Source organism: Streptomyces sp. CA-210063 (assembly GCF_024612015.1).
Lineage (GTDB): Bacteria > Actinomycetota > Actinomycetes > Streptomycetales > Streptomycetaceae > Streptomyces.
The window spans coordinates 6750649-6776414 of sequence record NZ_CP102512.1; the positions used below are offsets into that span (position 1 = coordinate 6750649).

Annotated in this window: 25 protein-coding genes and 2 tRNA genes; 14 read left to right on the forward strand and 13 right to left on the reverse strand. The window is 70.6% G+C overall.

What is annotated here, in order from left to right:
- Window positions 1–12 precede the first annotated feature (12 nt).
- Window positions 13–89: transfer RNA gene (locus JIX56_RS29570), tRNA-Lys, on the reverse strand.
- Window positions 90–292: 203 nt separating this feature from the next.
- On the opposite strand from JIX56_RS29570, the gene JIX56_RS29575 reads away from it, so the two are divergent.
- The 7 genes from JIX56_RS29575 (at window position 293) to JIX56_RS29605 (ending at window position 8148) form a co-directional block, all read left to right on the forward strand.
- Window positions 293–1849 carry a peptidoglycan-binding protein gene (locus JIX56_RS29575; RefSeq protein ID WP_257545057.1) on the forward strand — a complete coding sequence of 519 codons (1557 nt, stop codon included), beginning with the start codon at window positions 293–295 and terminating at the stop codon, window positions 1847–1849.
- Window positions 1850–2027: 178 nt separating this feature from the next.
- The gene (locus tag JIX56_RS29580; protein ID WP_257545058.1) at window positions 2028–3173 is read left to right on the forward strand and encodes an SPFH domain-containing protein; all 1146 of its coding nucleotides are present in this window, start codon (window positions 2028–2030) and stop codon (window positions 3171–3173) included.
- Window positions 3174–3294: 121 nt separating this feature from the next.
- The gene (locus tag JIX56_RS29585; protein WP_257545059.1) at window positions 3295–3912 is read left to right on the forward strand and encodes a lytic polysaccharide monooxygenase auxiliary activity family 9 protein; all 618 of its coding nucleotides are present in this window, start codon (window positions 3295–3297) and stop codon (window positions 3910–3912) included.
- Between the two features lie 130 nt (window positions 3913–4042).
- A complete protein-coding gene (locus JIX56_RS29590) occupies window positions 4043–4513 on the forward strand; it encodes a hypothetical protein (RefSeq protein ID WP_257545060.1) in 471 nt (156 codons plus the stop codon).
- Window positions 4514–4553: 40 nt separating this feature from the next.
- The gene (locus tag JIX56_RS29595; protein ID WP_257545061.1) at window positions 4554–6200 is read left to right on the forward strand and encodes a long-chain-fatty-acid--CoA ligase; all 1647 of its coding nucleotides are present in this window, start codon (window positions 4554–4556) and stop codon (window positions 6198–6200) included.
- Window positions 6201–6271: 71 nt separating this feature from the next.
- A complete protein-coding gene (locus tag JIX56_RS29600) occupies window positions 6272–7510 on the forward strand; it encodes a sensor histidine kinase (RefSeq protein WP_257545062.1) in 1239 nt (412 codons plus the stop codon).
- Window positions 7495–8148, forward strand: coding sequence for a response regulator (locus JIX56_RS29605; RefSeq protein ID WP_257545063.1), 654 nt, complete (start codon window positions 7495–7497; stop codon window positions 8146–8148). Before JIX56_RS29600 ends, JIX56_RS29605 begins: the two co-directional genes overlap by 16 nt.
- A gap of 36 nt (window positions 8149–8184) precedes the next feature.
- Here the strand turns inward: JIX56_RS29605 and JIX56_RS29610 are convergent.
- From JIX56_RS29610 to ehuB, 6 genes are all read right to left on the reverse strand, one after another.
- Window positions 8185–8261, reverse strand: a tRNA-Lys gene (locus JIX56_RS29610).
- Window positions 8262–8376: 115 nt separating this feature from the next.
- Window positions 8377–9135, reverse strand: a complete 759-nt coding sequence (locus JIX56_RS29615) for an IclR family transcriptional regulator (RefSeq protein ID WP_257545064.1) — start codon at window positions 9133–9135, stop codon at window positions 8377–8379.
- A 214-nt stretch (window positions 9136–9349) separates the two neighbouring features.
- Complete coding sequence (gene ehuA, locus JIX56_RS29620) at window positions 9350–10135, reverse strand: ectoine/hydroxyectoine ABC transporter ATP-binding protein EhuA (RefSeq protein ID WP_257551195.1); 786 nt, start codon at window positions 10133–10135, stop codon at window positions 9350–9352.
- A gap of 7 nt (window positions 10136–10142) precedes the next feature.
- A complete protein-coding gene (gene ehuD / locus JIX56_RS29625) occupies window positions 10143–10793 on the reverse strand; it encodes an ectoine/hydroxyectoine ABC transporter permease subunit EhuD (protein WP_257545065.1) in 651 nt (216 codons plus the stop codon).
- Window positions 10793–11509, reverse strand: a complete 717-nt coding sequence (gene ehuC / locus JIX56_RS29630) for an ectoine/hydroxyectoine ABC transporter permease subunit EhuC (RefSeq protein WP_257545066.1) — start codon at window positions 11507–11509, stop codon at window positions 10793–10795. Before ehuC ends, ehuD begins: the two co-directional genes overlap by 1 nt.
- On the reverse strand, window positions 11506–12429 hold the full coding sequence (gene ehuB, locus JIX56_RS29635; protein ID WP_257545067.1) for an ectoine/hydroxyectoine ABC transporter substrate-binding protein EhuB: 924 nt from the start codon (window positions 12427–12429) through the stop codon (window positions 11506–11508). The genes ehuC and ehuB overlap by 4 nt, the downstream gene beginning before the upstream one ends.
- 131 nt (window positions 12430–12560) lie before the next feature.
- On the opposite strand from ehuB, the gene JIX56_RS29640 reads away from it, so the two are divergent.
- On the forward strand, window positions 12561–13055 hold the full coding sequence (locus tag JIX56_RS29640; protein WP_257545068.1) for a DUF3830 family protein: 495 nt from the start codon (window positions 12561–12563) through the stop codon (window positions 13053–13055).
- Window positions 13056–13128: 73 nt separating this feature from the next.
- Here JIX56_RS29640 and JIX56_RS29645 read toward each other — a convergent pair whose 3' ends face one another.
- The 3 genes from JIX56_RS29645 to JIX56_RS29655 are packed head-to-tail and all read right to left on the reverse strand — an operon-like array spanning window position 13129 to window position 16042.
- Window positions 13129–13803: a response regulator gene (locus JIX56_RS29645; RefSeq protein WP_257545069.1), complete on the reverse strand. Its 675-nt coding sequence runs from the start codon at window positions 13801–13803 to the stop codon at window positions 13129–13131.
- Complete coding sequence (locus JIX56_RS29650) at window positions 13779–14900, reverse strand: hypothetical protein (protein ID WP_257545070.1); 1122 nt, start codon at window positions 14898–14900, stop codon at window positions 13779–13781. Before JIX56_RS29650 ends, JIX56_RS29645 begins: the two co-directional genes overlap by 25 nt.
- Window positions 14897–16042, reverse strand: coding sequence for a sensor histidine kinase (locus tag JIX56_RS29655; RefSeq protein WP_257545071.1), 1146 nt, complete (start codon window positions 16040–16042; stop codon window positions 14897–14899). Before JIX56_RS29655 ends, JIX56_RS29650 begins: the two co-directional genes overlap by 4 nt.
- Before the next feature lie 267 nt (window positions 16043–16309).
- Here JIX56_RS29655 and JIX56_RS29660 point away from each other — a divergent pair, with 267 nt between their 5' ends.
- Genes JIX56_RS29660 through JIX56_RS29670 form a run of 3 tightly spaced genes read left to right on the forward strand, consistent with a single transcriptional unit; the run spans window position 16310 to window position 17833 of the window.
- Window positions 16310–16864 carry a hypothetical protein gene (locus JIX56_RS29660; protein WP_257545072.1) on the forward strand — a complete coding sequence of 185 codons (555 nt, stop codon included), beginning with the start codon at window positions 16310–16312 and terminating at the stop codon, window positions 16862–16864.
- Between the two features lie 20 nt (window positions 16865–16884).
- Complete coding sequence (locus JIX56_RS29665) at window positions 16885–17322, forward strand: hypothetical protein (RefSeq protein WP_257545073.1); 438 nt, start codon at window positions 16885–16887, stop codon at window positions 17320–17322.
- The gene (locus tag JIX56_RS29670) at window positions 17312–17833 is read left to right on the forward strand and encodes a hypothetical protein (protein ID WP_257545074.1); all 522 of its coding nucleotides are present in this window, start codon (window positions 17312–17314) and stop codon (window positions 17831–17833) included. Before JIX56_RS29665 ends, JIX56_RS29670 begins: the two co-directional genes overlap by 11 nt.
- 70 nt (window positions 17834–17903) lie before the next feature.
- On the opposite strand, the gene JIX56_RS29675 is transcribed toward JIX56_RS29670, so the two are convergent.
- Window positions 17904–19322, reverse strand: a complete 1419-nt coding sequence (locus JIX56_RS29675; protein ID WP_257545075.1) for an amidase — start codon at window positions 19320–19322, stop codon at window positions 17904–17906.
- Window positions 19323–19342: 20 nt separating this feature from the next.
- Window positions 19343–20302 carry a D-2-hydroxyacid dehydrogenase gene (locus JIX56_RS29680; protein WP_257545076.1) on the reverse strand — a complete coding sequence of 320 codons (960 nt, stop codon included), beginning with the start codon at window positions 20300–20302 and terminating at the stop codon, window positions 19343–19345.
- A 228-nt stretch (window positions 20303–20530) separates the two neighbouring features.
- Between JIX56_RS29680 and JIX56_RS29685 the strand changes: the two genes are divergently transcribed.
- The 3 genes from JIX56_RS29685 (at window position 20531) to JIX56_RS29695 (ending at window position 23399) form a co-directional block, all read left to right on the forward strand.
- The gene (locus JIX56_RS29685; protein ID WP_257545077.1) at window positions 20531–21340 is read left to right on the forward strand and encodes a maleate cis-trans isomerase family protein; all 810 of its coding nucleotides are present in this window, start codon (window positions 20531–20533) and stop codon (window positions 21338–21340) included.
- Window positions 21337–22071, forward strand: coding sequence for a maleate cis-trans isomerase family protein (locus JIX56_RS29690; RefSeq protein WP_257545078.1), 735 nt, complete (start codon window positions 21337–21339; stop codon window positions 22069–22071). Before JIX56_RS29685 ends, JIX56_RS29690 begins: the two co-directional genes overlap by 4 nt.
- 221 nt (window positions 22072–22292) lie before the next feature.
- Window positions 22293–23399, forward strand: coding sequence for an LLM class flavin-dependent oxidoreductase (locus JIX56_RS29695; RefSeq protein ID WP_257545079.1), 1107 nt, complete (start codon window positions 22293–22295; stop codon window positions 23397–23399).
- 133 nt (window positions 23400–23532) lie between these two features.
- Here the strand turns inward: JIX56_RS29695 and JIX56_RS29700 are convergent, their stop codons facing one another.
- A complete protein-coding gene (locus JIX56_RS29700; protein WP_257545080.1) occupies window positions 23533–25401 on the reverse strand; it encodes a putative bifunctional diguanylate cyclase/phosphodiesterase in 1869 nt (622 codons plus the stop codon).
- Window positions 25402–25766 lie beyond the last annotated feature (365 nt).

The window sequence follows — 25766 nt, forward strand, 5'->3', positions numbered from 1 at the left end:
GGCCTCTCCAGGTGGTGCGCCGCCAGGGACTCGAACCCCGGACCCGCTGATTAAGAGTCAGCTGCTCTAACCAACTGAGCTAGCGGCGCGCGAGAAAAATCTTAGCGGAGGGGCGGGGGTGCTCCTGACCACGGAGCCACCCGGTCAGAGGCCGAGCCCCGCCGGGCTCGTCGGCCGACGGGGGGCGGTGTACATCATTTGGACCGTCAGCATGCGACATGGGATGACAGTTGAGAAACTGACCCGCGTGCAGAAGCGTGGAATTCTTCGGTCGGTTCGCGAGGGGAATCGCATGGAGACTCCGGTATTCGAGGAGATCGATCCGGGGGCCGATTGCGAATGCCCCGGTTGTGTCCACTGGCGGCGGGTCATGCCGTACTCCGCCCAGTACGCCCATCTGAGTCACCCGGCCGCCAGGACGGCCAGGAACGCGCTCGTCGTCGCCACCGCCGCCGGCGCCGCACTCGGCGTCGGCCATGCCGCACCGGCGGTCGCGGCGGCCCACGGCCCGGTCAGTCCCGGCGGTGTTCCCGCAGGTGAGGAGCCGGACACCCCGCAGGGGAAGAGGGCTCCCCTGCATGGCCCGGCCGGCCGTCCGGCGGACGGGGAGAAGCCGCCGAAAGGGGTGAAGACGCCGCCCACCACCCGCGCCGAGATCATCGGGCGCGCCGCATCATGGATCGCGGCCGAGGTGCCGTACAGCATGAGCGAGTACTGGTCGGACGGTTATCGGCAGGACTGCTCGGGGTTCGTCTCGATGGCCTGGAACCTGCCCGGAAACGAATGGACGGGCAGCCTCGACAAGTTCGCCCAGCGCATTTCGAAGGACCGGCTGGAGCCGGGCGACATGCTGCTCTTCCATAATCCGAAGGACCCCCAGAATGGCTCGCACGTCGTCATTTTCGGCGGCTGGACGGACTACGCGGAGACCCACTACATCGCCTACGAGTCGACCCGCCCGTACGCCCGCAGACAGGCCACCCCGTACGCCTACTGGGACAACGGGAACCGCTATGTGCCGTACCGCTACAAGGGGCTGACCGACGACGGCGAGGATGCGCCGGACGACCGGACGGACGGCTCCGGCGACTCCGGTTCCCCCGGTGTCCCGTCGGAGAGCCCGGGGCGGAAGGGTTCCGCCGGGCCGTCCGGCGGTGACCGTTTCCCCGGCCCCGACGCCTTCGGGCCCGGCGCCGACAACAAGCACGTCACCCGGCTGGGGCAGATGCTCGTGGAGCGCGGCGGGGCCCGCTTCTACACCGGCGGGCCGGGACCGGTCTGGTCGGACGCCGACCGCAGGGCCACCCAGGCGTTCCAGCGGGCGCAGGGCTGGTCGGGCCGCGACGCGGACGGGATGCCGGGGCCGCTGACCTGGTCGTATCTGGTGACCGGCAGGGGCAAGAACATCCCTCCGGCCGCGAACCCTGGACCAGCGGGGAGGCCTGCGGCGCCCAAGCCACCCGTCGCGCATCGGCCACCGGGGACGGCCGGCAGGCCCGGCGCATCGGGGAAGCCCGCCACGTCCGGCCGGCCCGGGACGTCCGGTCGGCCTTCCTCGCCCGCCACGTCCGGTCGGCCCGGTTCGCCCAGGACGCCCGCCTCGCAGGGCGTCCCCGGCTATCCCGGACGCGGGATGTTCCGCCCGGGCGCGAACAACGCCTATGTCACCCAGCTAGGGAAGCAGCTGGTCAAGAAGGGGTTCGGCAAGTACTACACCTCGGGTCCGGGTCCGCGCTGGGGCGAGTCGGACCGGCGGAACGTGGAGGCGTTCCAGCGGGCCCAGGGGTGGCGCGGCGGTGCGGCGGACGGCTATCCGGGCCCGGAGACCTGGCGGCGCCTGTTCCACTGACGGCCGCGACACCCGCCCCACCCCGTTGACCGATCCCCCAGGCCACGGCCTCACCACTCACCACCACAGCTCACTCCTCACCACCACAGCTCACTCCTCACCACCACAGCTCCTCGCTCACCACCCCGGCTCATCGCTCAGACCACGGTTCTTCCTGCGCGGAGGCATGGAGGCACGTATGAGTACGACCACCTCACCCACACCGGAGCCCGAAGGGGCCGCGCGGCCCGCCCGGCTCATCCAGAACGAGACGACGACCGAGATCCCCGTACATCTGCTCTTCCGGGACGACCCGGCCCCCGTGTCCGTGCCGGTCACGCCCGCGATCGTGGGCCGGCGGCTGGGCACGGGGGAGCAGCCGAAGGTGCGGCGGGGGCCGGGGGCGGTGAAGGCGCGGCCCACCGTGGAAGTGGACCAGGAGCTGGTCGAGCGGCCGGCGCGGGTGATGCCCGGGGTGGTGGGAGTGCTGGGCGGGGCGTGCGGGGTGGCCGGGTGTGTACTCACCTCGTGGTGGGCCGGGGTGTTGCCGGGGCTCGCGGTACGGGCGCTCGGGCTGCCGGCCGCGTACGCGGGTGCCGGACTCGGGCCGGCGCAGTGGGCCGCGTACGCCGCTGCCGGCGCCCTGACCCTGTTCGGGTTCGGCGGGCTGGCGCGCGGGCGGACCGGTCGGGCCTGGGTGCTCGGGCTGTTCGGGCGGTACCGGGGGACCGTCCGCCGCACCGGCCTCCTCTGGGTGAACCCGCTCGTGCTGCGCCGCCGGGTCGACGTACGGCTGCGGCACTGGCGGAGCGAGCCGATGGAGGCCGTCGACGCGAACGGGGTCGCGATGCGGGTCGTCGTCCTCGTGGCATGGCGGGTCAGGGACACCGCGCGGGCGTTGCTCGGGATCGAGGACCACGAGCGGTACCTGCGCGAGTGTGTGGAGGCGGCGGTCTCCCGGGTGCTGTCGCAGCTCCCGGCCGACGTATCGCCCAACGCGCTGGTCAGGGACGCGACCCTGCGCAACACGGAGGCGGTGAGCGAGGCCCTGACCCGGCTGGTGGCGGCGGACGCGGCGCCGGTCGGGCTTCAGGTGTTCTCCGCCCAGCCGACCCGGATCGAGTACGCGCCCGAGGTGGCCGCCGTGATGCAGCGCCGCCGGATCGCCGCGCTCGACGCCCAGCACCGCGACACCGTCCTCACCTCCGTCGTCGACTCGGTCGAGGACACGGTGACCCGGCTGACCATGCGCGGCCTGGTCGAACTGGACGACTACGAACGCAAGGCGCTGGTGAAGGACCTGACGGTGGCGTTCTATACGGGACGCCGCGAGACCTCCTCCTGAACAGTCCGCGGCAGCCGGCCGCAACGGTCTGCGATTGGTATGGACATGTTGAACCAGCGCTCATAATCTGGGACTTGGTCTAGACCTGGAACACCCCCCACGTACTCCAGGGAGCGGCAGCATGCGCAGTCATACGCGTAGCAAGACCAAGTGGTACGCGGCCACGGTCGGCCTCGCCACCACCGGAGCGCTCGTGCTCTCCAGCGGTGGCGCCACCGGCCACGGCTACACCGACCTCCCCGTCAGCAGGCAGAAGCTCTGTCAGAACGGCACCGTCACCAACTGCGGCGACATCCAGTGGGAGCCGCAGAGCGTGGAGGGCCCGAAGGGCTTCCCGGGCTCAGGGCCGGCTGACGGCCAGATCTGTTCCGGTGGCAACAGCAGGTTCAACCAGCTCAACGCGTCCACCAAGCCGGGCGGCGGCGCCTGGCCCACCACCAGGGTGACGGGCGGTCAGAACTACACGTTCCGCTGGCAGTTCACCGCCATGCACGCCACCACCGACTTCAAGTACTACGTCACCAAGGCGGGCTGGAACCAGAACCACGCCCTGGCCCGCTCCGACCTCAACCTGACCCCGTTCTTCACGGTCCCCTACAACGGCCAGCGCCCGCCGTCCACGCTCTCCCACACCGGGCGCCTGCCGTCCGGCCTGAGCGGCCACCACGTGATCGTCGCGGTATGGACGGTCGCGGACACCACGAACGCGTTCTACGCCTGCTCGGACGTCACGTTCTGAGACGTTCTGAGTGTCCTGCGCCTGGGGTCCCGTTCAGTTCTGAGCATCACTTGAGCTGCGCGGGGCCCTGGCGCGGGTAGGTTCCCACACACCGCTGACCAGGGCGGTTGAAGAACATGGGGGAACACACATGGACGCCTTCTTCTACCTCGTTCCCGTGCTCATGATGGCCGTCATCGCCTTCTGGGGCTACCGCGTGCTGCGCCGCTGGCTCCTGATCAGGAGTGCCTGGAACAGCGGGCTGACGGCCGAGGCGCGCTGCCTGAAGACGTTCACGACGGTCAGCGAGGGCATGGGTGAGTACAGCCGCGTGCACACGACGATCCACCACGTGTACGAGTTCACGACGCACGACGGCCGCGCGATCCGTTTCGAGGAGGAGGACGGGCCGATGACGACGGTCGAGGGCGACTTCGTCACCGTCCACTACACCGACGGCCCGAACGTGGTGGCCACGGCCCACGGGCCCGGCGAACGGATCAAGCAGGGCGCGGCGAGCCTCGGCCTGCTGGCCTTCCTCGGGGTGGCCTTCGCGTTCTGCGTCGGCTTCATGGTCACGTTCCACCAGTTCTCCACGGACACCTCGTTCCCGACGCCGTGACCCTCCTCAACTGACGGTACGTCAACTACCGTGCGCCGACATGGAGTCCATGAGGCGCACGGTCGCACAGCTCGTCGCCGACCGGTGGGGCGACCACCGGCCCGGGCTGTGGTTCGAGGAACAGGTCCTGACCCACCACGAGGTCGCGTCCGGAGCCGCCGCCCGGGCGGCACTGCTGGCCGACCTCCTGCCACCCGACGCCGAACCCCACATCGGCGTCCTCCTCGACAACACCCCTGAATTCCCGCTGTGGTTGAGCGCGGCCGCCCTCGCGGGAGCCGCCGTCGCCGGAATCAACCCCACCCGCCGGGGCCCCGAACTGGCCCGAGACATCCTGCACACCGAGTGCGGGGTACTGGTCACGGAACAGTCCCACCTGCCCCTCCTCGACGGACTCGAACTCCCGGGCGTGCGCGTGCTGGTGACGGACACCCAGCCCTACGCCGACCTCCTCGCCCCATACTCCGACGCCGTGCCCGATCCCACCCGGGCCACCCCCGCCCACCGTCTCCTGCTCTACTTCACCTCCGGCTCCACCGGCGCCCCCAAGGCCGCGATCTGCTCACAGGGGCGGCTCGCGGCGGCCGGGCGGGCGCTCGTGGACCGCTTCGGCGTCGGACGGGACGACGTGCACTACCTCTGCATGCCGATGTTCCACGGCAACGCGGTCATCGCCGACTGGGCCCCCGCCCTGGTCGCCGGCGCCGGGATCGCCCTACGGCGCCGCTTCTCGGCCTCGGGCTTCCTGGACGACGTACGGGCGTACGGGGCCACGTACTTCACCTATGTCGGACGCGCCGTGCAGTACCTCCTCGCCACCGAGCCCCGCCCCGACGACCGCGACAACCCCCTGCGTATGGGCTTCGGCACGGAGGCGGGGGCGGTGGACGCGGCGGCGTTCGAGGAGCGGTTCGGGGTGCGGCTCGTGGAGGGATACGGGTCCTCCGAGGGCGGGGCGGCGATCCAGCGGTCGCCCGGGGCGCCGCCGGGCGCGATCGGGCGGGCGGCACCCGGCGACGACCTCGCGGTGGTCGACCCGGAGACACGGAAGGAGTGCCCGCCGGCCCTCCTCACCGACGATGGACGCCTGCTCAACGGCACCGAGGCGATAGGGGAGTTGGTCAACCGCGGCCCCAATCCCTTCGAAGGCTACTGGCGCAACCCGGAGGCGGACGCCGCCCGCCGCCACGACGGCTGGTACTGGACCGGCGACCTCTTCTACCGCGACCAGGACGGCTTCCTCTACTTCGCCGGCCGTACCGACGACCGCCTCCGCGTCGACAGCGAGAACCTCGCCGCCGCCGTCATCGAGAACATCCTCGCCCGCTACGAGGGCGCCGAGGCCGTCGCCGTCTACGCGGTCCCCGACCCGGTCGCCGGGGACCAGGTCATGGCGACCATCGCCGGCACCTTCGACGCCTGCCGCTTCGCCGAGTTCCTCCTCGACCAGCAGGACCTGGGCACCAAGATGGCCCCCCGCTTCGTACGCGTCGTCCCCACCATGCCCGTCACCGCCACCAACAAGATCCAGCGCGCCACCCTCCGCCACGAGGGCTTCCGCTGCCCCGACCCGGTGTGGTGGCGCCCGCCCGGCAAGTGGGCGTACCGGAAGTTCTCGGCGGTGGACCAGGCGCGACTGGTGGCGGAGTACCGGGCCCGGGGGCGGGAGGAACTGCTGACCAGGTAGGGCCGGCCCCACCCCCGGAACGCCCCCTGCGCGTATGGCCGTTGTCGTCCCCCTCCGCCTACCGTGACCCCATGATCCGAACGGTCGTACGCGACGTGCCGCGCACGGTGGCGTACCTGCTGAGCGGTGTGCTCATCGGCGTGCCCCTCCTCGTGGTGCTCCTGGTGCTGAGCACCCTGGGCCTCGCCCTGGCCCCGGCCCTCGTCGGCCTGCCCCTGCTCGCCGTGGCCGTGCTGTCCGGCATACCCGTCGGTGCGCTCGAACGACGGCGACTGGCCCTCACCCACATCCCGCCGCCGCCCGACCCACACGCCACCCCGGCCGAGCCCGGTCTCGCCGCCTGGGCCCGGCTGCGGCTGACCGAGCGGGCGACCTGGCGGGAGCTGGCGTACACGGGTCTGCTCGGGTTCGTGCTGTGGCCGCTCGACGCGCTCGTGCTGTTCGGGGCGCTGGGCCTGCCCGGCGCGATGATCGGGGCGCCCGTGCAGCTGGCGACGACGAGCAGCGCCAGTGGTGACGCGCGGATCGCCAAGCTCTGGCTGATCGACTCCTACGGCCAGGCCCTGCTGTGCACGGCCGCCGGTGTCGTCCTCCTCCTCGCGCTGCTCCGGCCGCTCGTCCTGTACACGCGGGCCCGCGCCGCGCTCGCCCGGCTGCTGCTCGCGCCGAGCGAGGCGGAGGCGGAGCGGCGGCTGGCCGAGGTGACGCGGTCGCGGGCCCGGCTGGTGGCGGCCTTCGAGGCGGAGCGGCGGCGGATCGAGCGCGATCTGCACGACGGGGCCCAGCAACGGCTCGTGTCCCTGAGTATGACCTTGGGCCTGGCCCGTCTCGACGCCCCGCCCGAACTGTCCGACCGCCTCGCCGCCGCCCACCGGGAGGCCGACCAAGTCCTCGGCGAACTGCGCGAGTTGATCCACGGCATCCATCCCCAGGTCCTCGCCGACTACGGCCTCCCGGACGCCCTCGCCGACGCGGCCGACCGTTCCGCCGTACCCGTGGAGCTGGATGTGGACCTTCCCCGGTTCGCCGAGTCCGTGGAGTCGGCCGCGTACTTCGCGGTACGGGAGGCGCTGGCCAACATCGGCAGGCACAGCGGGGCGGGGCGGGCGTGGATCAGCGGCCGGTACGCGGGCGGGCGGCTGCGGGTGGAGGTGCGGGACGACGGGACGGGCGGCGCCGATCCCGCGCGGGGTACCGGCCTCACCGGACTCGCCGACCGGCTCGCCGTGCTCGATGGGACACTGGCCGTCCACAGCCCGGCCGGCGGCCCGACCGTCCTGTCCCTGGAGATCCCGTGCCCCCAGCGCTGAAGATCGTGCTCGCCGAGGACAGCGTGCTGCTGCGGGAAGGGCTCGTCGGCGTGCTGACCAGGTTCGGACACGAGGTCGTCGCGGCGGTCGGGGACGCGGAGTCGCTGACGGCGGCCGTGCGGTCGTACGCCCCCGACCTCGTCGTCACCGACGTACGCATGCCGCCCGGCCTCACCGACGAGGGCCTGCGCGCCGCCCTCGAACTGCGCGCGGCGAACGCGTCCCTGCCCGTCCTCGTCCTCAGCCAGTACGTCCAACGGGCCTACGCCGCCGAGCTGCTGGACACCGGCGACGGCACCGGCGTCGGCTATCTCCTCAAGGACCGGATCGGCCAGGTCGAGCAGTTCGCGGAGACGGTGGAGCGGGTCGCGGCCGGCGGCACGGTCGTCGACCCCGAGGTCGTACGGCAGCTGCTGCGGCGTCGGCGTGATCCGCTGGCGGCGCTCACCCCGCGCGAGAGGGAGGTGCTCGCGCTGGTCGCCGAGGGGAAGTCGAACGGGGCGATCGCCCGCGAGCTGGTCGTCACCGAGGCGGCCGTCGGCAAGCACATCGGCAACATCCTGGGGAAACTGGATCTGCCACCGGCGGAGGACACGCATCGGCGGGTGCTGGCGGTCCTGGCGTATCTGCGGGGATAGCGGAAGGCCCCCCACCGAAGTGGAGGGCCTTCCGTTTGGTGCGCCGCCAGGGACTCGAACCCCGGACCCGCTGATTAAGAGTCAGCTGCTCTAACCAACTGAGCTAGCGGCGCAGACTCTGTCGCCCTTCCGCCTTCGGCGGCTGGCGACAGAGAAAATACTACCTGGTCCGCAGGGGTGCCCTCGACCAGTTAAACGTGAGCTGGATCTCTGAAGGACGGTGGGTGGCTAGATCGCCAGGGAGAGGAGCACGGGCGCCGCTCCCCGGTTGAGGGTGTTCGCGGCGGACCGCAGCCGGTGTGCGTGCTCCAGCGGGAGCGACAGCGCGAGGCAGCCGACGGAGGAGCCCGCGGTGAGGGGGACGGCCGCGCAGACCGTGCCCGGCGCGTACTCCTGGAGGTCGAGGACCGGGACCGTGGGTGTCTGGGCGTCGAGATTGCTCAGCAGCACCTTCTCGTTGGTGATCGTGCGGGCGGTGAGCCGGGCCGGACGGTGGCGCGAGAGGTGGTCGCGGCGGCCGTTGAGGTCGAGCTGGCCCAGCAGGCCCTTGCCGAAGGCGGTGGCGTGGGCGGAGGAGCGGAAGTCGACCCACTCGTGGACCGCGGGTGTGGCCGGGCTGTCGGCCCAGCCGGTGACCTGGATCTCCCCGTCCAGATAGCGGGTGACATAGACGGCGGCGCCCACCGAGTCGCGCAGCCGGTCGAGGGTGTGCTGGAGCTGCTCGCGCAGGGCCTGGTCATGACCCTGGGCGGAGCCCAGCCGGGCGAGTGCGACACCGGTGACGTAGGCGCCGTCGGCGGTCTGTTCCACGTACCCCTCGCGGCGCAGCATCCGCAGGAGCGCGGTCAACCGCTCGCTGCCGACGCCGGTGCGACGGGCGATCTCGGCGTCGGTGACGCCACCTGCCTGCCGCGCCACCGTCTCCAGGACGCGGAGGGCGTCCTGGGCCGAGTGGTACGGCGCGGTCGGCTCGTGCTTGAGCGCCACGGTTTCCCCCTGCGCTTCTCGGGCCGTTTTTCGGACAGCTTGCCGTGTCCCACGATACGGCCCAAGGGGCGTACGTGGAGGGGTTGTTCGCGAGAAATTCCGGGTGCCTCCGGGCCCCTCAACTGCCGGACCAGCACTCTGGCATATGCCGCAGTCATGGCCCGGCGAGCGGACCTCGGACGTTCCCGTGTGTTCGCTCGTTCACTCGCCGTAATCAGAGGACCGCGCCGAGAAACTCGCGCGTTCGTTCGTGCGCGGGGTCGCCGAATATCTTCTCGGGGCTGCCCGACTCGATGACCTGGCCAGAATCGAACATCAGAACTTGATCCGAGATGTCCCGGGCGAAGTTCATCTCGTGGGTCACACAGAGCATCGTGATGTCGGTGGTGCGGGCGATGTCCCTGAGCAGGTCCAGTACGCCCGCGACCAGCTCGGGGTCGAGTGCGGACGTCACCTCGTCGAGGAGCAGCACCTGCGGACGCATCGCCAGCGCCCGGGCGATGGCCACCCGCTGCTGCTGCCCGCCGGACAGCTGGGTCGGGTAGGCGTCGCACTTGTCGGCGAGCCCGACGAGGTCGAGCAGCTCGCGGGCGCGCGCCTCGGCCTCGTCCTTGGAGAGCCCGAGGACGGTGACGGGCGCCTCGGTGATGTTCCGCAGCACCTTCATGTTCGGGAAGAGGTTGAACTGCTGGAACACCATCCCGATGTTCTTGCGGACCTCACGGCACTGCTTGTCGCTCGCCGGGAACAGCCGCTGCCCGCCGACGGTGATCGTGCCCTCGTCGGGCTTGGTCAGGGTCATCAGCAGCCGCAGGATCGTCGTCTTGCCGGAGCCGGACGGGCCGATCAGCGTGACGTGCTTGCCGGCGTCGACGGAGAAGTCCAGCCGGTCCAGGACCGTATTGCTGCCGAATCGTTTGGTCACGTTCTCGAAGCGGATCAGCTCGGCACGGCCGGCGGCCGGGGCGCCGTCGGTGTTGGCGTCCGGTTCTTTCCTCAGCGGGGTGTCAGCGGACAAGACGTCGCTCCAGGGTTCGCAGAAGGAGGGAGGCCAGATAGGAGATGAGGATGAAGGCCACCCCGATGACGGTCAGGGGCTCGGTGAAACGGAAGGTCTCCTGGGCGTAGAGCCGTGCCTCGCTCAGCATCTCCGGCACTGTGATCACCATCAGGATCGGTGTGTCCTTGAGCATCGAGATCACGTAGTTGCCCAGCGCGGGCACCACCCGGCGGACCGCCTGCGGCAGGATCACCACCGACCACGTGCGCCGCATCGGCAGGTTCAGCGCCGTGGCCGCCTCCCACTGGCCCGCGGGCACCGCCTCGATGCCGGCGCGGTAGACCTGCATCGTGTACGTCGAGTAGTGCAGCCCGATCGCGAAGACGCCCGTGGTCAGCGCCGAGAAGGTCAGACCCCACTCCGGCAGCACATAGAACAGGAAGAACAGCTGGACGAGCAGCGGAGTGTTCCGGATGAACTCCGTGACGACGCCCACCGGCCAGCTCACCCACCGGGTCGGCGTCCGCACCAGCAGCGCCCACACCAGTCCGAGCACGAAGGAGACGACCGAGCCCAGCGCCAGCGCCTGCAGGGTGACCAGCAGACCGTCCCGGAAGTGCGGCAGGAAGTCGGTGACCGCGTTCCAGTCCCAGTTCATCAGGCACCGCCTCCCGCACTCGCGCCCTCGGGGACGCGCGCCGGCGGCACAGCCGCCTTCCTCGCCGGAGCCTTGCCGACCCCGGCCTTCAGCCGCCGTTCCAGCACCCGCATGGCCCGGGTGAGCAGGAAGGCGATCACGAAGTAGATGACCAGGAGATACGCGTAGATCTCCACGCTCTCCTGCAGCGCCAGCCGCACCAGGCTGCCGCTGAACGCCAGGTCACCCATGCCCATGACCGACACCAGCGCCGTGCCCTTGAGCAGTTCGACCACGAGGTTGGCGAAGGGCGGGATCATCTCCGGGACCGCCTGTGGCAGCAGGATCAGCCGCATCCGCTGCCACGGCGTGAAGCTCAGCGCGATACCGCCCTCGCGCTGCGCCGGATCCACGGCGGTCAGGGCGCCGCGCACGATCTCGGCGCCGTACGCCCCGTACGTCAGCCCGAGCGCCAGGACGCCCGCCCACATCGGGACGAGCTGCCAGCCGAAGGCCAGCGGCAGTACGAAGTACACCCAGAAGATCATGATCAGCGCGGAGGTGCCGCGGAACACCTCGGTGTAGAGGCCCGCGACGAAGCGGACGATCCACCGCCGGTGGGTGCGCGCGACCCCCACCACGAAGGAGACGACCGTGGCCAGCAGCGCGCCGAAGACCAGCAGCTGAAGGGTGACCCAGACGCCGCGCAGTACCAGTTCCCAGAGTCCCGGTGTCATGCGCGACAGAGCTCCTTCGTGGTCAGGTCGGTCATCTCGACCTTGGTGAAGCCGAAGGGCCGCAGGACGCGCAGCAGTTCCCCGCTCTCCTTCATCTTCCGCAGCTCCACGTTGAAGGCGTCCCGCAGCCGCGTCTCGGCCGGCCGGAACGCGAAGCCCGCGCCGTCCACCCGCGGCTTGCCGTCGACCAGCGCGGCGAACGGCTTGGTCGCCTCCGTCGTGCGGGACTTCTTGACCACCTCGCGGGTGGTCAGCGACGTCCCCGCGAACACGTCGACCCGCCCCGCCTCCACGGCGTTCAGCCCGGCCACCTGGTCGGGCACGATGACGATGTCGCTCTCCGGATACCCGGCCTCGACGGCATGCGCGATCTGCGCGTACCCCGACCCGGTGGCGAACCGGGCCTTTTCCCGAATCACATCCGCGTAGTCGTTCAGGCCCTTCGGATTGCCCTTCCGCACCACGAACGCGTCCAGCATCTGATGGTCGGGCTCGGAGAAGATGACTTCGGCGCAACGCTCGGGATTGATGTACATCCCGGCGGACACGACATCGAACTGCTGCGAATTCAGCCCGGGTATGAGCGAGCCGAACTCGGTGGGCACGGGCTGAACCCGCCCCACCCCCAACCGCTTGAAGACGATGCCGGCCACTTCCGGCCCCTCGCCGGTCAACTCACCATCCGTGTCGATGTAGCCGAACGGGATCTCCCCCGCGATACCCAGCCGTACGACGCCCTGCGCCCGCAGCCGGTCCAGCAGCTCACCCCCCTCCGTGCTGGAGGCGGTGGCCACCCGACTGCACCCGGCGGCGCCCAGCGCGCCCACCGTGGCGAGCGCGGAGGCGCCGGCGAGCAGCGCCCGGCGGCTGGGGTCGCGTGTCTTCCCGGTTCTCCCGGAGGTCTCTGTTGCTGGAGCCATGGCCGCGCGGCTACCCGACCCGATGCGATGTATTCACGCCACTGCCGGGGCCTTCACGCCCCCTGCACACACCCGGCCAGGCGGGTCGGGCCAAGGGAGGCACCCTTGACCCGGGCGGCACCATGGAAGACATGACCGACCGCTACATAGAGATCTCCCTGCTCAAGCGCCAGGTCGTGTGCCGGGCGAAACTCCTGGACGACCGCGCGCCGCTCACCTGCGCCGCCGTCTGGGACGCCCTGCCCCTGTCCGGCGACGTCTACCACGCCAAATACGCCCGCAACGAGATCTACGCCCTCTTCCCACCCTTCGCCCCCCAGGAGCCACCCCTCGAGAACCCCACCGTCACCCCCATCCCCGGCGACCTCTGCTACTTCTCCTTCGCCGGCACGGAACTGGCCACGAACGCGTACGGCTACGACGACGAGGTCCGCCCCGGCACCACCCTCGTAGACCTGGCCCTCTTCTACGAACGCAACAACCTGCTGCTGAACGGCGATGTGGGGTGGGTGCCGGGGATCGTGTGGGGGCAGGTGGTCTCGGGCCTGGACGAGATGGCCGAGGCGTGCAACGACCTTTGGCGGACAGGGGCGTTGGGGGAGACGCTGCGGTTCCGGCGGGCGTGACGTTGTGGGTGGTGCGAGATCCGACTGCTCGGGGACAGGTGCCTATGGGGCGACAGGCGCGCTGTTCACATGGTCAACCCACGCCGACTGCCGCTGACTCGTAGCCCGTGATGTCGTCGGGCTTCACCAAGCCGTCCTCGATCGCCCGGGCCAGCATGTCCGCCTTCGTCGGTGCGGATCTGCCGACCTGCGCGTACTTGACTCGCGCCCGACGGATGTACACATCGACGGTGTGAACCGACACGCCCATGCGCCGGGCGACCGAGGCCTTCGACATGGACTGGAACCACCACAGCAGGGCGGTACGTTCCTGCGAGGACAGCTTGGGCCTGTTCGCGCCGCGATCACCGACGAGGACGCCCGCGGCCGTCGGCGTGACGTACGGCCTGTCGCCCGCCGCCGCCAACACCGTGTTCACCAGGTGCGCCCGTCCTTCGTTCTTCGCGACGAACTCGCAGGCGCCGGCCTCCAGCGATTCGAGCACCACCCGCTGCTCGGTGAACTGCGAGAAGGCGATGACCCGTTGACCCGCCGCGGCCAGCGTGGCGATGTCGCCGATGACGAGTCTGCCGTGCAGATTCAGATCGAGAATGAGGACATCCGCGACGCCGGGCTCCACATCCACGGTTTCGCCGGTGTGCCCCACCGAGATCCGCGGCTCCTCGGACAGCCAGGTCTGGATGCCTTCGATGACGACAGGGTGATCGTCGATGATGGCAACGGTCAGGGGGCCGGTCGTACGGGCCATCGGGTTTCCCACCACAACTGGTCCTCCTCCTGGTCGTATGTGGAGGATACGGTGAGGGGGCCCGGCGATTCCAAGAGCGTCTGAGGCGGGGCGTCGGCCACCACGCTCACCACGACCTCCTCGGGCGATGTCACCACGGTCACCCGCGCTCGGGTGGCGGCGCCGGCCAGGACCAGCAGGGCCCCTTCCGCCAGTTCCCGGCGGACGGATGCCGGCAGGTCGGGCAGGTCGCCGTAGCTCAGCAGGGCCACGCGTACGCCGCGCCGCTCGGCGACATCGGCACAGGCCCGCAGTTCGTGCAGGAGCGGGTGCGGGGTGTCGTCCGTCTCCACGAACAGCCTCCGCAGCCGTGCCGCCTCCACGGCTGCGCGCTGGCGTACGACGGTGTCTCCCGGGTCCAGTTGACGTTCCGCCAGACCACGCAGCAGCGGTTCCACTCTGATGCGCAGGTATGCGTAGCGGCGCCGGCGCTCGGCATGCACGGCCTCGTCGGCGGTGGCACGGGCGAGGTGCTCCGCCTGCCCCGCGGCGATCTCGGTGGCTTCCCTCGCACCGTCGTTGAGCTGCCGCGCCAGATACGCGAAGGTCAACTGGATACCGGCAGTGGTGTAGACCGCGGCCAGCAGACGGGAGACGGTGACCTGGTCGAGCGCACCGTCGGCGGCGAGGAAGCCCACCGTGACAGCCGTGTTGGCGCCCAACAGGGTGATCAGCTCCCACAGCGGACGCTGAATCAACAGCAGCACGCCGAACCAACCGACGGTGTTCCACGCCCAGCTCACGTCGCCGATCGCCCCGCCCGGCGGGTACGTGGCGGTGGCGACGACTCCGGTGACCAGCGTCGCCCCCGCAAGCCCCCGCGCGGTGCGCCCGCTGAGCGCGGAACGCAGCAACAGGATCGACCCGGCCGTCTGGATGACCGCGAGGGCCAGCCAGGCGCCGGCGGCCGCGACCCGCGGCTCGTACACCGGCCAGCCCCTGAGCACCAGCAGGGTGTCCAGACCCAGGTGCCAGACGCCGACGATCGCCACCAGCCCGATATTGACGGCCTTGGCGAAGCGGGTGGCGACCACGCCCTCGACGACGCCGACGGTCATGGTTCCCACCTCAGCACGACCCGGGTGCCGGCGCCCGGGGACGAGTCCGCCCGGGCGCTGCCGCCCACGGCACTCATCCGGCCGCAGACCGATTCCCGCAGGCCGCGCCGGTGGGAGGGAACAGCCGCAGGGTCGAACCCGTCTCCTTCGTCGCGGACTTCGACCGCGACGCCCTCCCCGACGCGTCGGGCCGTGACCCGGGCGGCGCCGGTGTTCGCGTGCCGGGCCACATTGGTCAGGGACTCGGCGACCCCTTGCGAGAGGGCTTCCACGACCTCGTGGGGCAGGTCCAGAGGCGGCACGTCGAACTCGATGTCCAGGGGTGGGAGGCCGACGCGGCGCGTCAGCACGACGGTGCGCAGCGCGACATCCAGCGGTGCGGGGGCCTGCACCCCATCGCGCGCCACGCCGGGATGCGCCCGCAGGTCCGCGATGACGGCCAGGTCGGCCGCGGCCCGTTCCGGCAGCGCGGCAGAGTCACGGGTGATGCTGCCGGTGCCCACCATGGTGAGCGTGGCGAGCACGGTGTCGTGCAACAGCCGCTGCTGGTCCCGTTCGTCGGTGCGGGCGGCGGACCGGGCCCGCGCCGACGCGCGCGCCGCCGCCTCCTCGGACAGCGCGAGGTCCGCCCTGCGCGCTCCATGCCGCAGCAGGACCATGACAGCGGCGGCGAGCAGCCCCTGGAGCACCAGGACGACGGAGGCCTCTCGTACGCCGGCGCCCACCGCGTGGGCCGCCGCGATGGCGATCGCCGAGGCCATCGCCCAGGGCTGACGCAGCATGAACTGTGCGATGAAGACGCCTGTGCCGGCGACCATGTCGATCCATCCGGAGCCCGCGCTCGCTCCCAGTACCTCGGCTGGGACAAGGTTGCCCTGCGCCAGGCAGAGCATGAGAACGACGGCGACATCACCGGCGTAGAGCCAGGCATGAGGTTCCGGCCTGAGCGTCAGAACGGTGAACAGGCCGCTCCACAGCAGCAGTCCGACGACCGCGACGGCCACCCAGATCGAGCGGGCGGGCGGCGCGAAGCCGACCACGGCGACCAGGGCCGCTCCGACGGCACTGACTGTTCTCAGGACAGCGGACAGACGTGCGGACCTACGCCGAAGCTGAAGTTGGGCCGGCCCCTGCGTCGGCACGCCGTCTCCACCAAAGAAATTCACGACTCCGCCAATCAAAGCACGGAATCCGACCGAATTCTTCACAGTGTTTCCCCCGTACGCTGATGAGGCCCGCCTCCCGACCTGGATTCCTCTCAACTTAGATCAGCGCGCGGGCGGCGCACCGGTGTTGTCACGTGTTTGCGTGACATGCCCTTCTGTGGCCCGCCGCGTAACTTTCGATACCGGGCCGCCCGAAGGGGAATTCGGGCAATCGGCCCCAAAAAATTGGAAGGTGGAGCTGAATTGACCAGAATCGGAAGAGGGCGCGCGAAGTCGACCGCGGCCGCCGGGGCTCTTCTGGCCGGCCTCCTCGGCGGTTTTCTCGCCGCGCCGTCCACGGCGGCGGCAGCCGGCTCGGGTGACGCGAGGGCGCTTGACAGGTGCGACAGGGTATGGGTGAAGAACGTCTACGGCTACAAGGCCACGTTCTTCGGCAAGGGTCCTGTCTACTCGGACGGGCCCGGCGGAAAGATGACCCTCACGAAGATCAGAGCCGGGGAGCTTGGTACGTCGATCAGCGGCACGGTCGGGGTGAGCGTGAAGGCCGCTGTCGTCGAAGCGAAGGCTGAGGTCAGCGCGGGTGTCCAAGCCAAGGCTACCTGGACGTCCAGCCACTCCTACGAGCGCGAGATCAGGAGGGGCAAGTACGGCAACGTGCAGTATGGGGTGAAGGGGCACACCGCCAAGGTGGAGAAGTACCTCACGCTCCCTGACTGCCGTAAGTCGCAACGCAAGACCGGGACCGTGAAGCTGGCAAACAAGAGGCAGGGATTCCGGTACTGGGAGACCAACTCCTGATGCGGCGGACGGTGGCGCTCTTGGCGGCTGTCGCCTTGGTTTCCGCGGTCGCGGCCTGCACCGGTGGCGAGGAAACGCGGGGTGCCCACTCGGGCACCTCATCGCCCACGGCATCCAAGGCGCCACCGGCGCTGTCCGCGCCCGAGCTGGAGATGGGGTTCACGGAGGCCCTGTCCGCAGGACCGACGCGTGGCAGTGACGTATTCAGCCCGGTTCCGCTGCAAAAGGGCGTCACGTTGATCGCGCTCGATTGCGTGGCTGATTCCGGATCGCCGATGGTGGACGTCGTCGTCGATACCGTAGCGACCTTCTCGACCGCCTGTAAGAGCGGTGAAGTCAGCTACTACGCACACGAACTCAACCTCTCCACGAAACGCAAGGGGCACGTCTCGATCGAGGCACCGGACACTGTGCGGTGGACGATGAGTGTCCAGGTGTCCAAGCCCGATGGCACGTAAGAAGAACAAGAAATTTTCACATGGCACATCAGGAGGGGCTTTCATGAGGCTCAAGCGTGTGGGCCGGTTCGGCACCACCGGCGCGTTGGTCGCCGCGGCGCTTGGCGCGTCGATCGTCTTCACCCCGTCGTCGGCGTCCGCAGAAAGCGCATGGGAGTGCTACGGCACCCAAGTCAAGCGCTGCGCCACCGTCTGGTGGGACGAGACCGCCGACACCTACCGAGCGCGGGCGAAGATCACCGACGTCGCCGGTGGCGGCAGCTACCAGGTCAAGGTCACCAACGTGAAGCTCCAGCGCTTCAGCAATGCCAGTGGCTGGGTGACGATGCGCACCGCGAAGGACGGCGACGGCTGGCATGGCACCGAGGACTTGGCCGGCACCAGCTCCGTCAACCCGTGTAACTGGCCACGGCAGACTTTCGGCGTGGTGGCGACTTTCAGTTGGAAGGGCACAGGCTCCGGCGAGAAGACCTGGCGTCCCAACAATTCATGGGGCCTTGCCTGCGACTGACCCGCCGAACGCGTCCGTCCCACACCGACCGGTGCGGGACGGACGCGTTTCCCTCGGCGCATGCGCGCGATCACCTGGGGGCCGGAGCCACCCCCGCAACCCCCACCTCGTACAACGCATGCCCCACCCGCAGCACCAGGTCGTCCCGGTGCCGGGCCGCGACCACCTGAAGCCCCACCGGCAACCCGCCCCCGTCCACCCCCACAGGAACACTCGCCGCAGGCTGCTGCGTCAGGTTGAAGGGGTACGTGAACGGCGTCCACCCCGTCCACCGCCGATGCCCGGACCCCCGCGGCACCTCCACCCCCGCCTCGAACGCCGTCACCGGCAGCGTCGGCGTGACAAGAACGTCGTACCGCTCATGAAAGCCCCCCATCCGCCGCCCGAGATCCATCCGGACATCCACCGCGGCCAGATAGTCCAGCGCGGAGAGCCGCGCCCCCATCGCCCGGATCTCCCGCAAGCCGGGGTCCAGCAGCTCCCGCTGATGCGGCCCGAGCCGTTGCGTCACCCGTGCCGCCCCGCTGAACCACAGGGTGTGGAACGCCTCGACGGGATCGGAGAAGTCGGGGTCGGCCTCGGTGACGTACGCGCCGAGCCCGGCGAGCCCCTCCACGGCCCGCCGCACCGCGAGGGCGACGGCGGGCTGTACGGCCACCTGCCCGCCGAGCGACGGGGAGTACGCGACCCGCAGCCCCCGCACGCCTCCCGAGAGCGCGTCCACGAAGGATCCCGGCGCGGGGGCGAGCGCCGACCAGTCCCGTGCGTCGGGGCCGCCGATGACGTCCAGCATCAGCGCGGCATCCGCCGCGTCCCGGGTCAGCGGCCCCACATGGGCCAGCGTGCCGAAGGCACTCGCGGGATACAGCGGCACCCGCCCGTACGTCGGCTTCAGCCCGAACACCCCGCAGAAGGCGGCCGGGATACGGACGCTGCCACCCCCGTCCGTGCCCAGCGCCAGCGGCCCCGCCCCGAGCGCCACGGCCGCCGCCGCACCCCCGCTGGAACCCCCGGCCGTACGCGAGAGGTCGTACGGATTCCGTGTCACCCCGCTCAGCGGCGAGTCGGTGACGCCCTTCCAGCCGAACTCGGGCGTCGTGGTCTTGCCGAGGAAGACGGCGCCGTGTTCACGCAGCCGGGCCACGGAAGGCGCGTCCTCGTCCCAACTCCCCTGCGCCGAAATGGTCTTGGAGCCCTTCAGGGTCGGCGCGCCCCGCATCAGCAGGATGTCCTTCACCGTGACCGGCACCCCGTCCACCGCCCCGGCCGGCTCCCCGCGCCGCCAGCGCCCCTCCGACTCCCGGGCCTGCGCGAGAGCCGTCTCGGCGTCGATGCGCACGAAGGCGTTCACATCCGGCTGCACCCGCCCGGCCCGTTCCAGGGCCGCGCGCACCACGTCCACGGGGCTGAACTCGCCCTTGCGGTAGCCCTCGACGAGTCGTACGGCGGACAGTTCCGTCAGTTCCGTGAGTTCAGTCGGCTCCGGCATACGGCCCCTTCCAGGGGAGTTCAGTGCCCGGGCACGTACCCGCGCTGCTTGTCGACCACGTTGGGCAGCGGCTTGCCCGCCTCCCACAGCCCGAACAACTCCACGAACTGGGTGCCGAGTTCGTCCCGCCATCCCACCGTGTCCCCGCTCATGTGGGGCGAGACGATCAGCCCGGGCACCTCCCACAGCGGGTCGTCCGGGCCCAGCGGCTCGCGCTCGAAGACATCCAGCGCCGCCCCCGCGATCCACCGCTTGCGCAGCGCCTCGACGAGCGCGTCCTCCACCACGAGCTGCCCACGCCCCACATTGACGAACCGCGCGGACGGCTGCATGACCCCGAACCGCCGGGCGTCGAACATGCCGTACGTCGCCTCGGTCAGCGGCGCTGCCGCGATCACCCAGTCGGCGCGGGCCAGCAGCCGGTCCAGTTCCTCGGGACCGTGGACGCCGGCGCGCGCGACCCGGCCCACCAGGGCCGTGTGGATGCCGAGGGTCTTCAGACAGCGCGCGATCGCCCGCCCGATCGGCCCGGACCCCACCACGCACGCCCGGCCGCCCGCCACCCGCAGCGCCTCCCGGTGCCGCCACTCCCGCCGCCCCTGCAACTCCCAGGTACGCGGCAGGTCCTTGGCCATGGCGAGGACGAGCGCGGCGACGTACTCGGCGATCGGCGCCTCGAACACCCCGCGGGCGTTCGTGACCACCGTGTCCTCGTCGGCCGCGAGTTCGGGGCACAGCAGATGGTCCACGCCCGCGCTCGCCGTGTGGACCCAGCGCGGCCGCGGCCCGTCGCCCGGCCAGGCGTCCCGCACCGCGTGGGAGGCGAAGTCCCACACCAGCAGCACATCGGCGTACGGCAGCCGCTCGGCGAGCGTCGAGGCGTCGGCGTACTCGATCGTCGCCCGCCCGGTGAGCCGCCCGAGCCGGGGACGCGGCTCGGTGTCGAGGACGAGAAGGTTCGGTCGGTGCGACGGCGTCATAGGCGTAAGCAACCAATCAGCAAGCGTAAGCAACCAATCACGGCAGAAGCGGCTCCACTCACGAGCAGAAGTGGCTCCCCTCACAAGCGGAAGCGGCTCCACCGGCCCCACGGGATGCGTGTGACATGCACTGATTGACCACGCTCGCACCCGAACCTACCTTCGTCAACACGGACTTGCGCACGGTCTGTCGTCCGCACATCTCTCTCCGTGAGGCCGGTGGCTGTCATGAACGTCTCCTTCCTCGGTGGACCCTTGCCGCAGCGCGGCGTCGGTGTCATCGCCCCGTTCGATTTCGCCCTCGACCGCGAGCTGTGGCGCTGGGTCCCGGACGACGTCTCCCTGCACCTCACCCGGACCCCGTACGTCCCGGTCGAGGTGAGCCTCGACCTGGCCCGGCTGGTCTCCGAGCACGAGACGCTCCACGAGGCGGTCCGGGCCCTGAACGAGGTCGCGCCCGAGGTCGTGGCCTACGCCTGCACCAGCGGCAGCTTCGTCGGCGGGGTCGCGGGGGAGCGCGCGATGGGCGAGGCGATGACCCGCGCGGGCGCCGCGCACGCGGTCACCACCTCCGGCGCGATGCTCGCCGCCCTGGCCGAGCTGAACGCGCGCCGCATCGCCCTGGTCACCCCGTACACCGTCTCGGTCACCCAGTCCCTGGAGGAGTACCTCGCCGAGGCGGGCATCAGTGTCACCGGCCGCGCCTCGCTCGGCCTGGTCCGGCACATCTGGAAGGTCCCGTACCACGATGTGGTCGCCATGGCCCACCACGCGGTCGGCACGGCGACGCCGGACGCCCTCTTCATCTCCTGCACCAACCTGCCCACGTACGACGTCATCCCCCAACTCGAAGCGGAACTGCGGATGCCCGTTCTCTCGGCCAACCAGGTGACGATATGGGCGGCACTGCGTCACCTGGGTACCCGGGCGGTGGGTCCGTACCAGGCTCTGCTCGACGAGTCGGCCAGGCAGACGTTCGGTGCGGGACCCGTTCCGCCACCGCCGGTACTGCCGGAAGAACAGGAAGGTTGGGCATGACCGCACTCGGTTTCCTCTACCCGGGCCACTCCGCCGAGGACGACTATCCGCGCATGGAGCAACTGCTGGGCAGCGACATCCGGTTGGACGTGGTGCACACCGACATCGGCGAGGACGCGCACCGGGTGGACGCCCTGCGGGAGATGGGCGCCCCCGAACGGCTCGCCGCCGGCTGCGAGGCCCTCCGCCTGTCCGGCGCGGAGGCCGTCGTCTGGGCCTGCACCAGCGGCAGCTTCGTCTACGGCTACGAGGGCGCCCACGAGCAGATCCGCACCCTCGCCCGCACCGCCGGCCTGCCCGCCTCCTCCACGTCCTTCGCCTTCGTCCACGCGGCGCGGGAGATCGGCGCCACGCGGGTCGCCGTCGCGGCCACCTACCCGGACGACGTCGCCCGGCTGTTCGTGGACTTCCTGGCACCGGCGGGCGTGGAAGTCCTCTCCGTACGCGGCGCGGGCATCATCACGGCGGCCGAGGTCGGCACCTGGGGCCTGGACGACATCCTCACCCTGGCCCGGGCCGCCGACCACCCCGAGGCCGAGGCCCTCCTCCTCCCCGACACCGCCCTCCACACCGCCTCCCACATCCCCACCCTGGAAAAGGAATTCAACAAGCCCGTCCTCACCGCCAACCAGGTAAGCGTCTGGGAGGCCCTGAGGCTGACGGACAGGAGGGTCAACGCCCCGGAACTAGGCGAACTGTTCACAAGGGAACCGATCGTGCAGGTCCACTGACAGGGAAGGCCCCGCGCCCTGCTTTTTGCTTTTAAGGGGCGCGGGGAACTGCGCGACAAGCCACGACGATCCCGCACCCGAAAACGCGGATGGTCCGGGGGCCTGGGGGCTGCGCCCCCAGTGATGGGACGGGTAGGGGCGGCGGGGGCGGGAATAACCGGAGCCACCCTCCTGTTCCCATCCTCCGTACCCAACCCCACATACACCGCAGGAGGCGCCCCGTGACCACAGACGAGATACGAGGCGGAGCCAAAGGCACCGCCCCCGTAGCCCTCTCCGTCCTCGACCTGGTCACAGTCGGCGCCGGCCGCACAGCCACAGACGCCCTCCGCACCAGCGTCACCCTCGCCCGCCAAGCCGAGCGCCGCGGCTTCCACCGCTACTGGGTGGCGGAACACCACTCCATGCCCGGCGTCGCCTCGTCCTCCCCCGCGGTGATCCTCGCCCACCTCGCCGCCCACACCACCCGCATCCGTCTCGGCTCAGGCGGCGTGATGCTCCCCAACCACGCCCCCCTGGTCATCGCGGAGCAGTTCGGCACCCTCGAAGCCATGGCCCCCGGCCGCGTCGACCTCGGCCTCGGCCGAGCCCCCGGCACGGACGGCGCCACCGCCGCAGCCCTCCGCCGCTCGACCCGCCTTCATGAAGGCGCCGACGACTTCCCCGAGCAACTCGCGGAGCTGACCCGCTTCCTGGACGACGACTTCCCCGACGGCCACCCCTACCGCCGTATCCACGCGGTCCCGGGCCCGATCCAGGCCACCTCACCCGGCGGCGTCCAGTCCCCGCACCGCCCCCCGGTCTGGCTGCTCGGCTCCTCCGGCTTCAGCGCCCGCCTGGCCGGCTCCCTCGGCCTCCCCTTCGCCTTCGCGCACCACTTCTCCGCGCGGAACACGATCCCGGCCCTCGACCTGTACCGCGAGTCGTTCCGCCCCTCGCCGGTCCTCGACGCCCCGTACGCGCTGATCGGCGTCTCCGCCCTCGCCGCGGACGAGGAGAAGGAGGCCCGCCGACAGGTCAGGGCCGCCGCCCTGAACATGGTCCGGCTGCGCACCGGCCGCCCCGGCCTCGTCCCCACCCCGGAGGAGGCGGAGGCGTACGAATTCAGCGTGGTCGAACAGGACTTCATCGACTCCTGGAACGCGGACGTCGTCCACGGCACCGTCGACGAGGTCCGCACCCGCCTCGACGACCTCCAGAAGCGGACCGGCGCCGACGAGCTGATGCTCACCACCCACGCCCACAGCGCGGACCTGCGCCTGCGCTCGTACGAACTGATCGCGGACGCGTACGACCTGCCGGGAGCCGGGGGCGACTCCCAGACCTGATCTGGCGTGATCTGGCTGATCTGGCCCGATCGCACCCGATCTGACCAGATCAGACCCGACCGACCGATCAGACCCGACCGACCGATCTGGCCCGATCGCCCGATCAGGCCTGAGGACAGGCCGGATCGCCCGATCAGGCCTGAGGGCAGGCCGCCGCCCCCAGCAGCTCTGCGATCCGCTCCGGCGACACCGCGCGGGAGTACAGCCACCCCTGCCCGGTGTCGCAGCCGAGCCGGCGCAGCCGGGAGGCCTGCGCGTCGGTCTCCACGCCCTCCGCCGTGACGCTCAGCCCGAGCCGATGGGCGAGCTGGACCAGGGCTTCCACGATGATCTCGTCGGCGGGGTTGGGCTGCCCGTCGTCCCCGGCCCCGCCCTCCTGCGGGCCCTCGTACTGGAACCCCCGTACGAACGCCCCGTCCAGCTTCAGCACCGATACCGGCAGCCGGCTGAGGTACGCGAGGTTGGAGTACCCGGTGCCGAAGTCGTCGATGGCGATGCGGACGCCCATGTCGCTGAGGGCCTGGAGGGCCTGGAGGGGACGGCCGGCGGAGCCCATCAGCGCGGACTCGGTGAGCTCCACCTGAAGCAGGTGCGGGGCGAGTCCGGTCTCCGCGAGGATCTCGGCGACGTCGGCGACCAGGTCGGAGTCCCAGACCTGACGGACGGCCACGTTCACACTGACGAAGATCGGCGGCCGGTCGGGGTGGTCGAGCTGCCAGCGGCGGGCCTGTCGGCAGGCGGTGGCCAGAATCCATCGCCCGAGCTGGACGATCGAACCGTCCTCCTCGGCCAGTGAGATGAACCGATTCGGCGTCAACAGGCCGAACTGCGGGTGATGCCAGCGCACCAGCGCCTCGACCCCGCGCACCTCGCCCTCCGCCATGCCCACCAGCGGCTGGTACTCAAGGACGAACTCCCCCCGCCCGACGGCCGCCCGCAGCGTCGAGGACAGGGCCTGGCGGGTCATCCGGTGGGCGTTGCGCTCCGGGTCGAACAGGGTCCAGCGGGCCCTGCCGTCGGCCTTCGCCCAGTACAGCGTCGTGTCGGCGGCCTGCATCAGCCCGGTCGCCGTCGTGCTCGCCGACTGCCGCTCGACGACCCCGATCGAGGCGGAGACGGACAGCCGCTGACCGGCCAGTTCGAAGGGCGCCTGCAAGGCCTTCAGGACGGAGTCGGCCAGGTCGGCGAGTTGTTCCGTGCCGGTGGAGTCCTCGACGAGCAGCGCGAACTCGTCGCCGCCGAGTCTGGCCACGAGCGGCGCTCCGGCCGCCGCGCCCGCCGTCCGGTGGAGGGCGGCCTCGTCGGCGCACCGGGTGAGCCGCTCGGCGACGGCCGTGAGAAGCCGGTCGCCGACGTTGTGGCCGAGGGTGTCGTTGACCGCCTTGAAGCCGTCCAGATCCAGATAGACCAGGCCGATCCGGCCGGTGCCGGCCTCGTCGTACGTATCCCGTTCGAGGGCGGCGGAGAGCTGTTCGAAGAAGAGGGTGCGGTTGGGGAGCCGGGTCACCGGGTCGTGCATCTGCAGATGGCGCAGCCGGGCCTGGAGTTGGCGGTTGGCGCTGATGTCGGCGACCGAGAGCAGCACCGCGCGCTCCTCCTCGGGCAGCGGTGCCACCGACACCTGGACCCACAACCAGGTCCCGTCGGGCTGTTTGAGACGGCGCGTACAGCGCAGCCGGGCCTGCCGTCCGCTCAGCACCTCGCGGTACGCGTGCCAGGTGCGGGTGTCCGAGGCCAGGTCCACCAACTCGGCGGCCACTCGCCCCACCAGCGTCTCCGCGCCGACCGAGAGCAGCGTCCCCATCGCCCCGTTGGCGGTGACGACGAGCCCGTCCTGATCGACGACGGCCATGGCGAGCGGCGCGACGGAGAAGGCGGCGGGGGCGGTGGGACTTTCCCCGGCCGACCCCGGCGACTGATCTGACGCATTGACGTGACGCTCTGTAATCGCCGGCCGGACGAGGTCTGCCGCGGGCGCCGGCCCTTGGGACGTTCCGCTCACCGTTCGCTCCCGCAGTGCACTCGTTTTCGTACGGATCTCATGTGTCTCGTCGGAGCGGCCGAACAAAGTACGTAAGGGCGCTCAAGCCGTGTCCGTGCAGGAAAGTGTGCCGATCATAGAGGCTGGCCCCAGGGCCTTCTAGCCACTCTCCAGTCTCCCTGAACAACGACCTGATCTGACAGATCGTTTCTGCCCCGAGGTGAACGGCTTCCTCGCTCCGTCGATCGGTTGTGACGTTCCGTGATTTTCCCGGGTGTCGGCCACCGGAGACCATCCGACTCCTCCTCGCCCTTCCCTCTCACTCTTCTGGTGCAGACAAACAGGGCAAAGTACTACAAACTCCGAAAATCTGGATGCGGCATCCC

What these genes read in the sequence shown, in the direction of transcription:
- JIX56_RS29680 (WP_257545076.1), bottom strand. Translation starts at nt 20,302, where the DNA reads ATGACGCCGTCGCACCGACCGAACCTTCTCGTCCTCGACACCGAGCCG.
- JIX56_RS29675 (WP_257545075.1), bottom strand. Translation starts at nt 19,322, where the DNA reads ATGCCGGAGCCGACTGAACTCACGGAACTGACGGAACTGTCCGCCGTA.
- JIX56_RS29575 (WP_257545057.1), top strand. Translation starts at nt 293, where the DNA reads ATGGAGACTCCGGTATTCGAGGAGATCGATCCGGGGGCCGATTGCGAA.
- JIX56_RS29650 (WP_257545070.1), bottom strand. Translation starts at nt 14,900, where the DNA reads ATGACCGTCGGCGTCGTCGAGGGCGTGGTCGCCACCCGCTTCGCCAAG.
- JIX56_RS29645 (WP_257545069.1), bottom strand. Translation starts at nt 13,803, where the DNA reads ATGGCCCGTACGACCGGCCCCCTGACCGTTGCCATCATCGACGATCAC.
- JIX56_RS29580 (WP_257545058.1), top strand. Translation starts at nt 2,028, where the DNA reads ATGAGTACGACCACCTCACCCACACCGGAGCCCGAAGGGGCCGCGCGG.
- JIX56_RS29585 (WP_257545059.1), top strand. Translation starts at nt 3,295, where the DNA reads ATGCGCAGTCATACGCGTAGCAAGACCAAGTGGTACGCGGCCACGGTC.
- ehuD (WP_257545065.1), bottom strand. Translation starts at nt 10,793, where the DNA reads ATGAACTGGGACTGGAACGCGGTCACCGACTTCCTGCCGCACTTCCGG.
- JIX56_RS29595 (WP_257545061.1), top strand. Translation starts at nt 4,554, where the DNA reads ATGGAGTCCATGAGGCGCACGGTCGCACAGCTCGTCGCCGACCGGTGG.
- JIX56_RS29640 (WP_257545068.1), top strand. Translation starts at nt 12,561, where the DNA reads ATGACCGACCGCTACATAGAGATCTCCCTGCTCAAGCGCCAGGTCGTG.
- JIX56_RS29600 (WP_257545062.1), top strand. Translation starts at nt 6,272, where the DNA reads ATGATCCGAACGGTCGTACGCGACGTGCCGCGCACGGTGGCGTACCTG.
- JIX56_RS29590 (WP_257545060.1), top strand. Translation starts at nt 4,043, where the DNA reads ATGGACGCCTTCTTCTACCTCGTTCCCGTGCTCATGATGGCCGTCATC.
- JIX56_RS29670 (WP_257545074.1), top strand. Translation starts at nt 17,312, where the DNA reads ATGGCACGTAAGAAGAACAAGAAATTTTCACATGGCACATCAGGAGGG.
- JIX56_RS29690 (WP_257545078.1), top strand. Translation starts at nt 21,337, where the DNA reads ATGACCGCACTCGGTTTCCTCTACCCGGGCCACTCCGCCGAGGACGAC.
- ehuB (WP_257545067.1), bottom strand. Translation starts at nt 12,429, where the DNA reads ATGGCTCCAGCAACAGAGACCTCCGGGAGAACCGGGAAGACACGCGAC.
- JIX56_RS29685 (WP_257545077.1), top strand. Translation starts at nt 20,531, where the DNA reads ATGAACGTCTCCTTCCTCGGTGGACCCTTGCCGCAGCGCGGCGTCGGT.
- ehuC (WP_257545066.1), bottom strand. Translation starts at nt 11,509, where the DNA reads ATGACACCGGGACTCTGGGAACTGGTACTGCGCGGCGTCTGGGTCACC.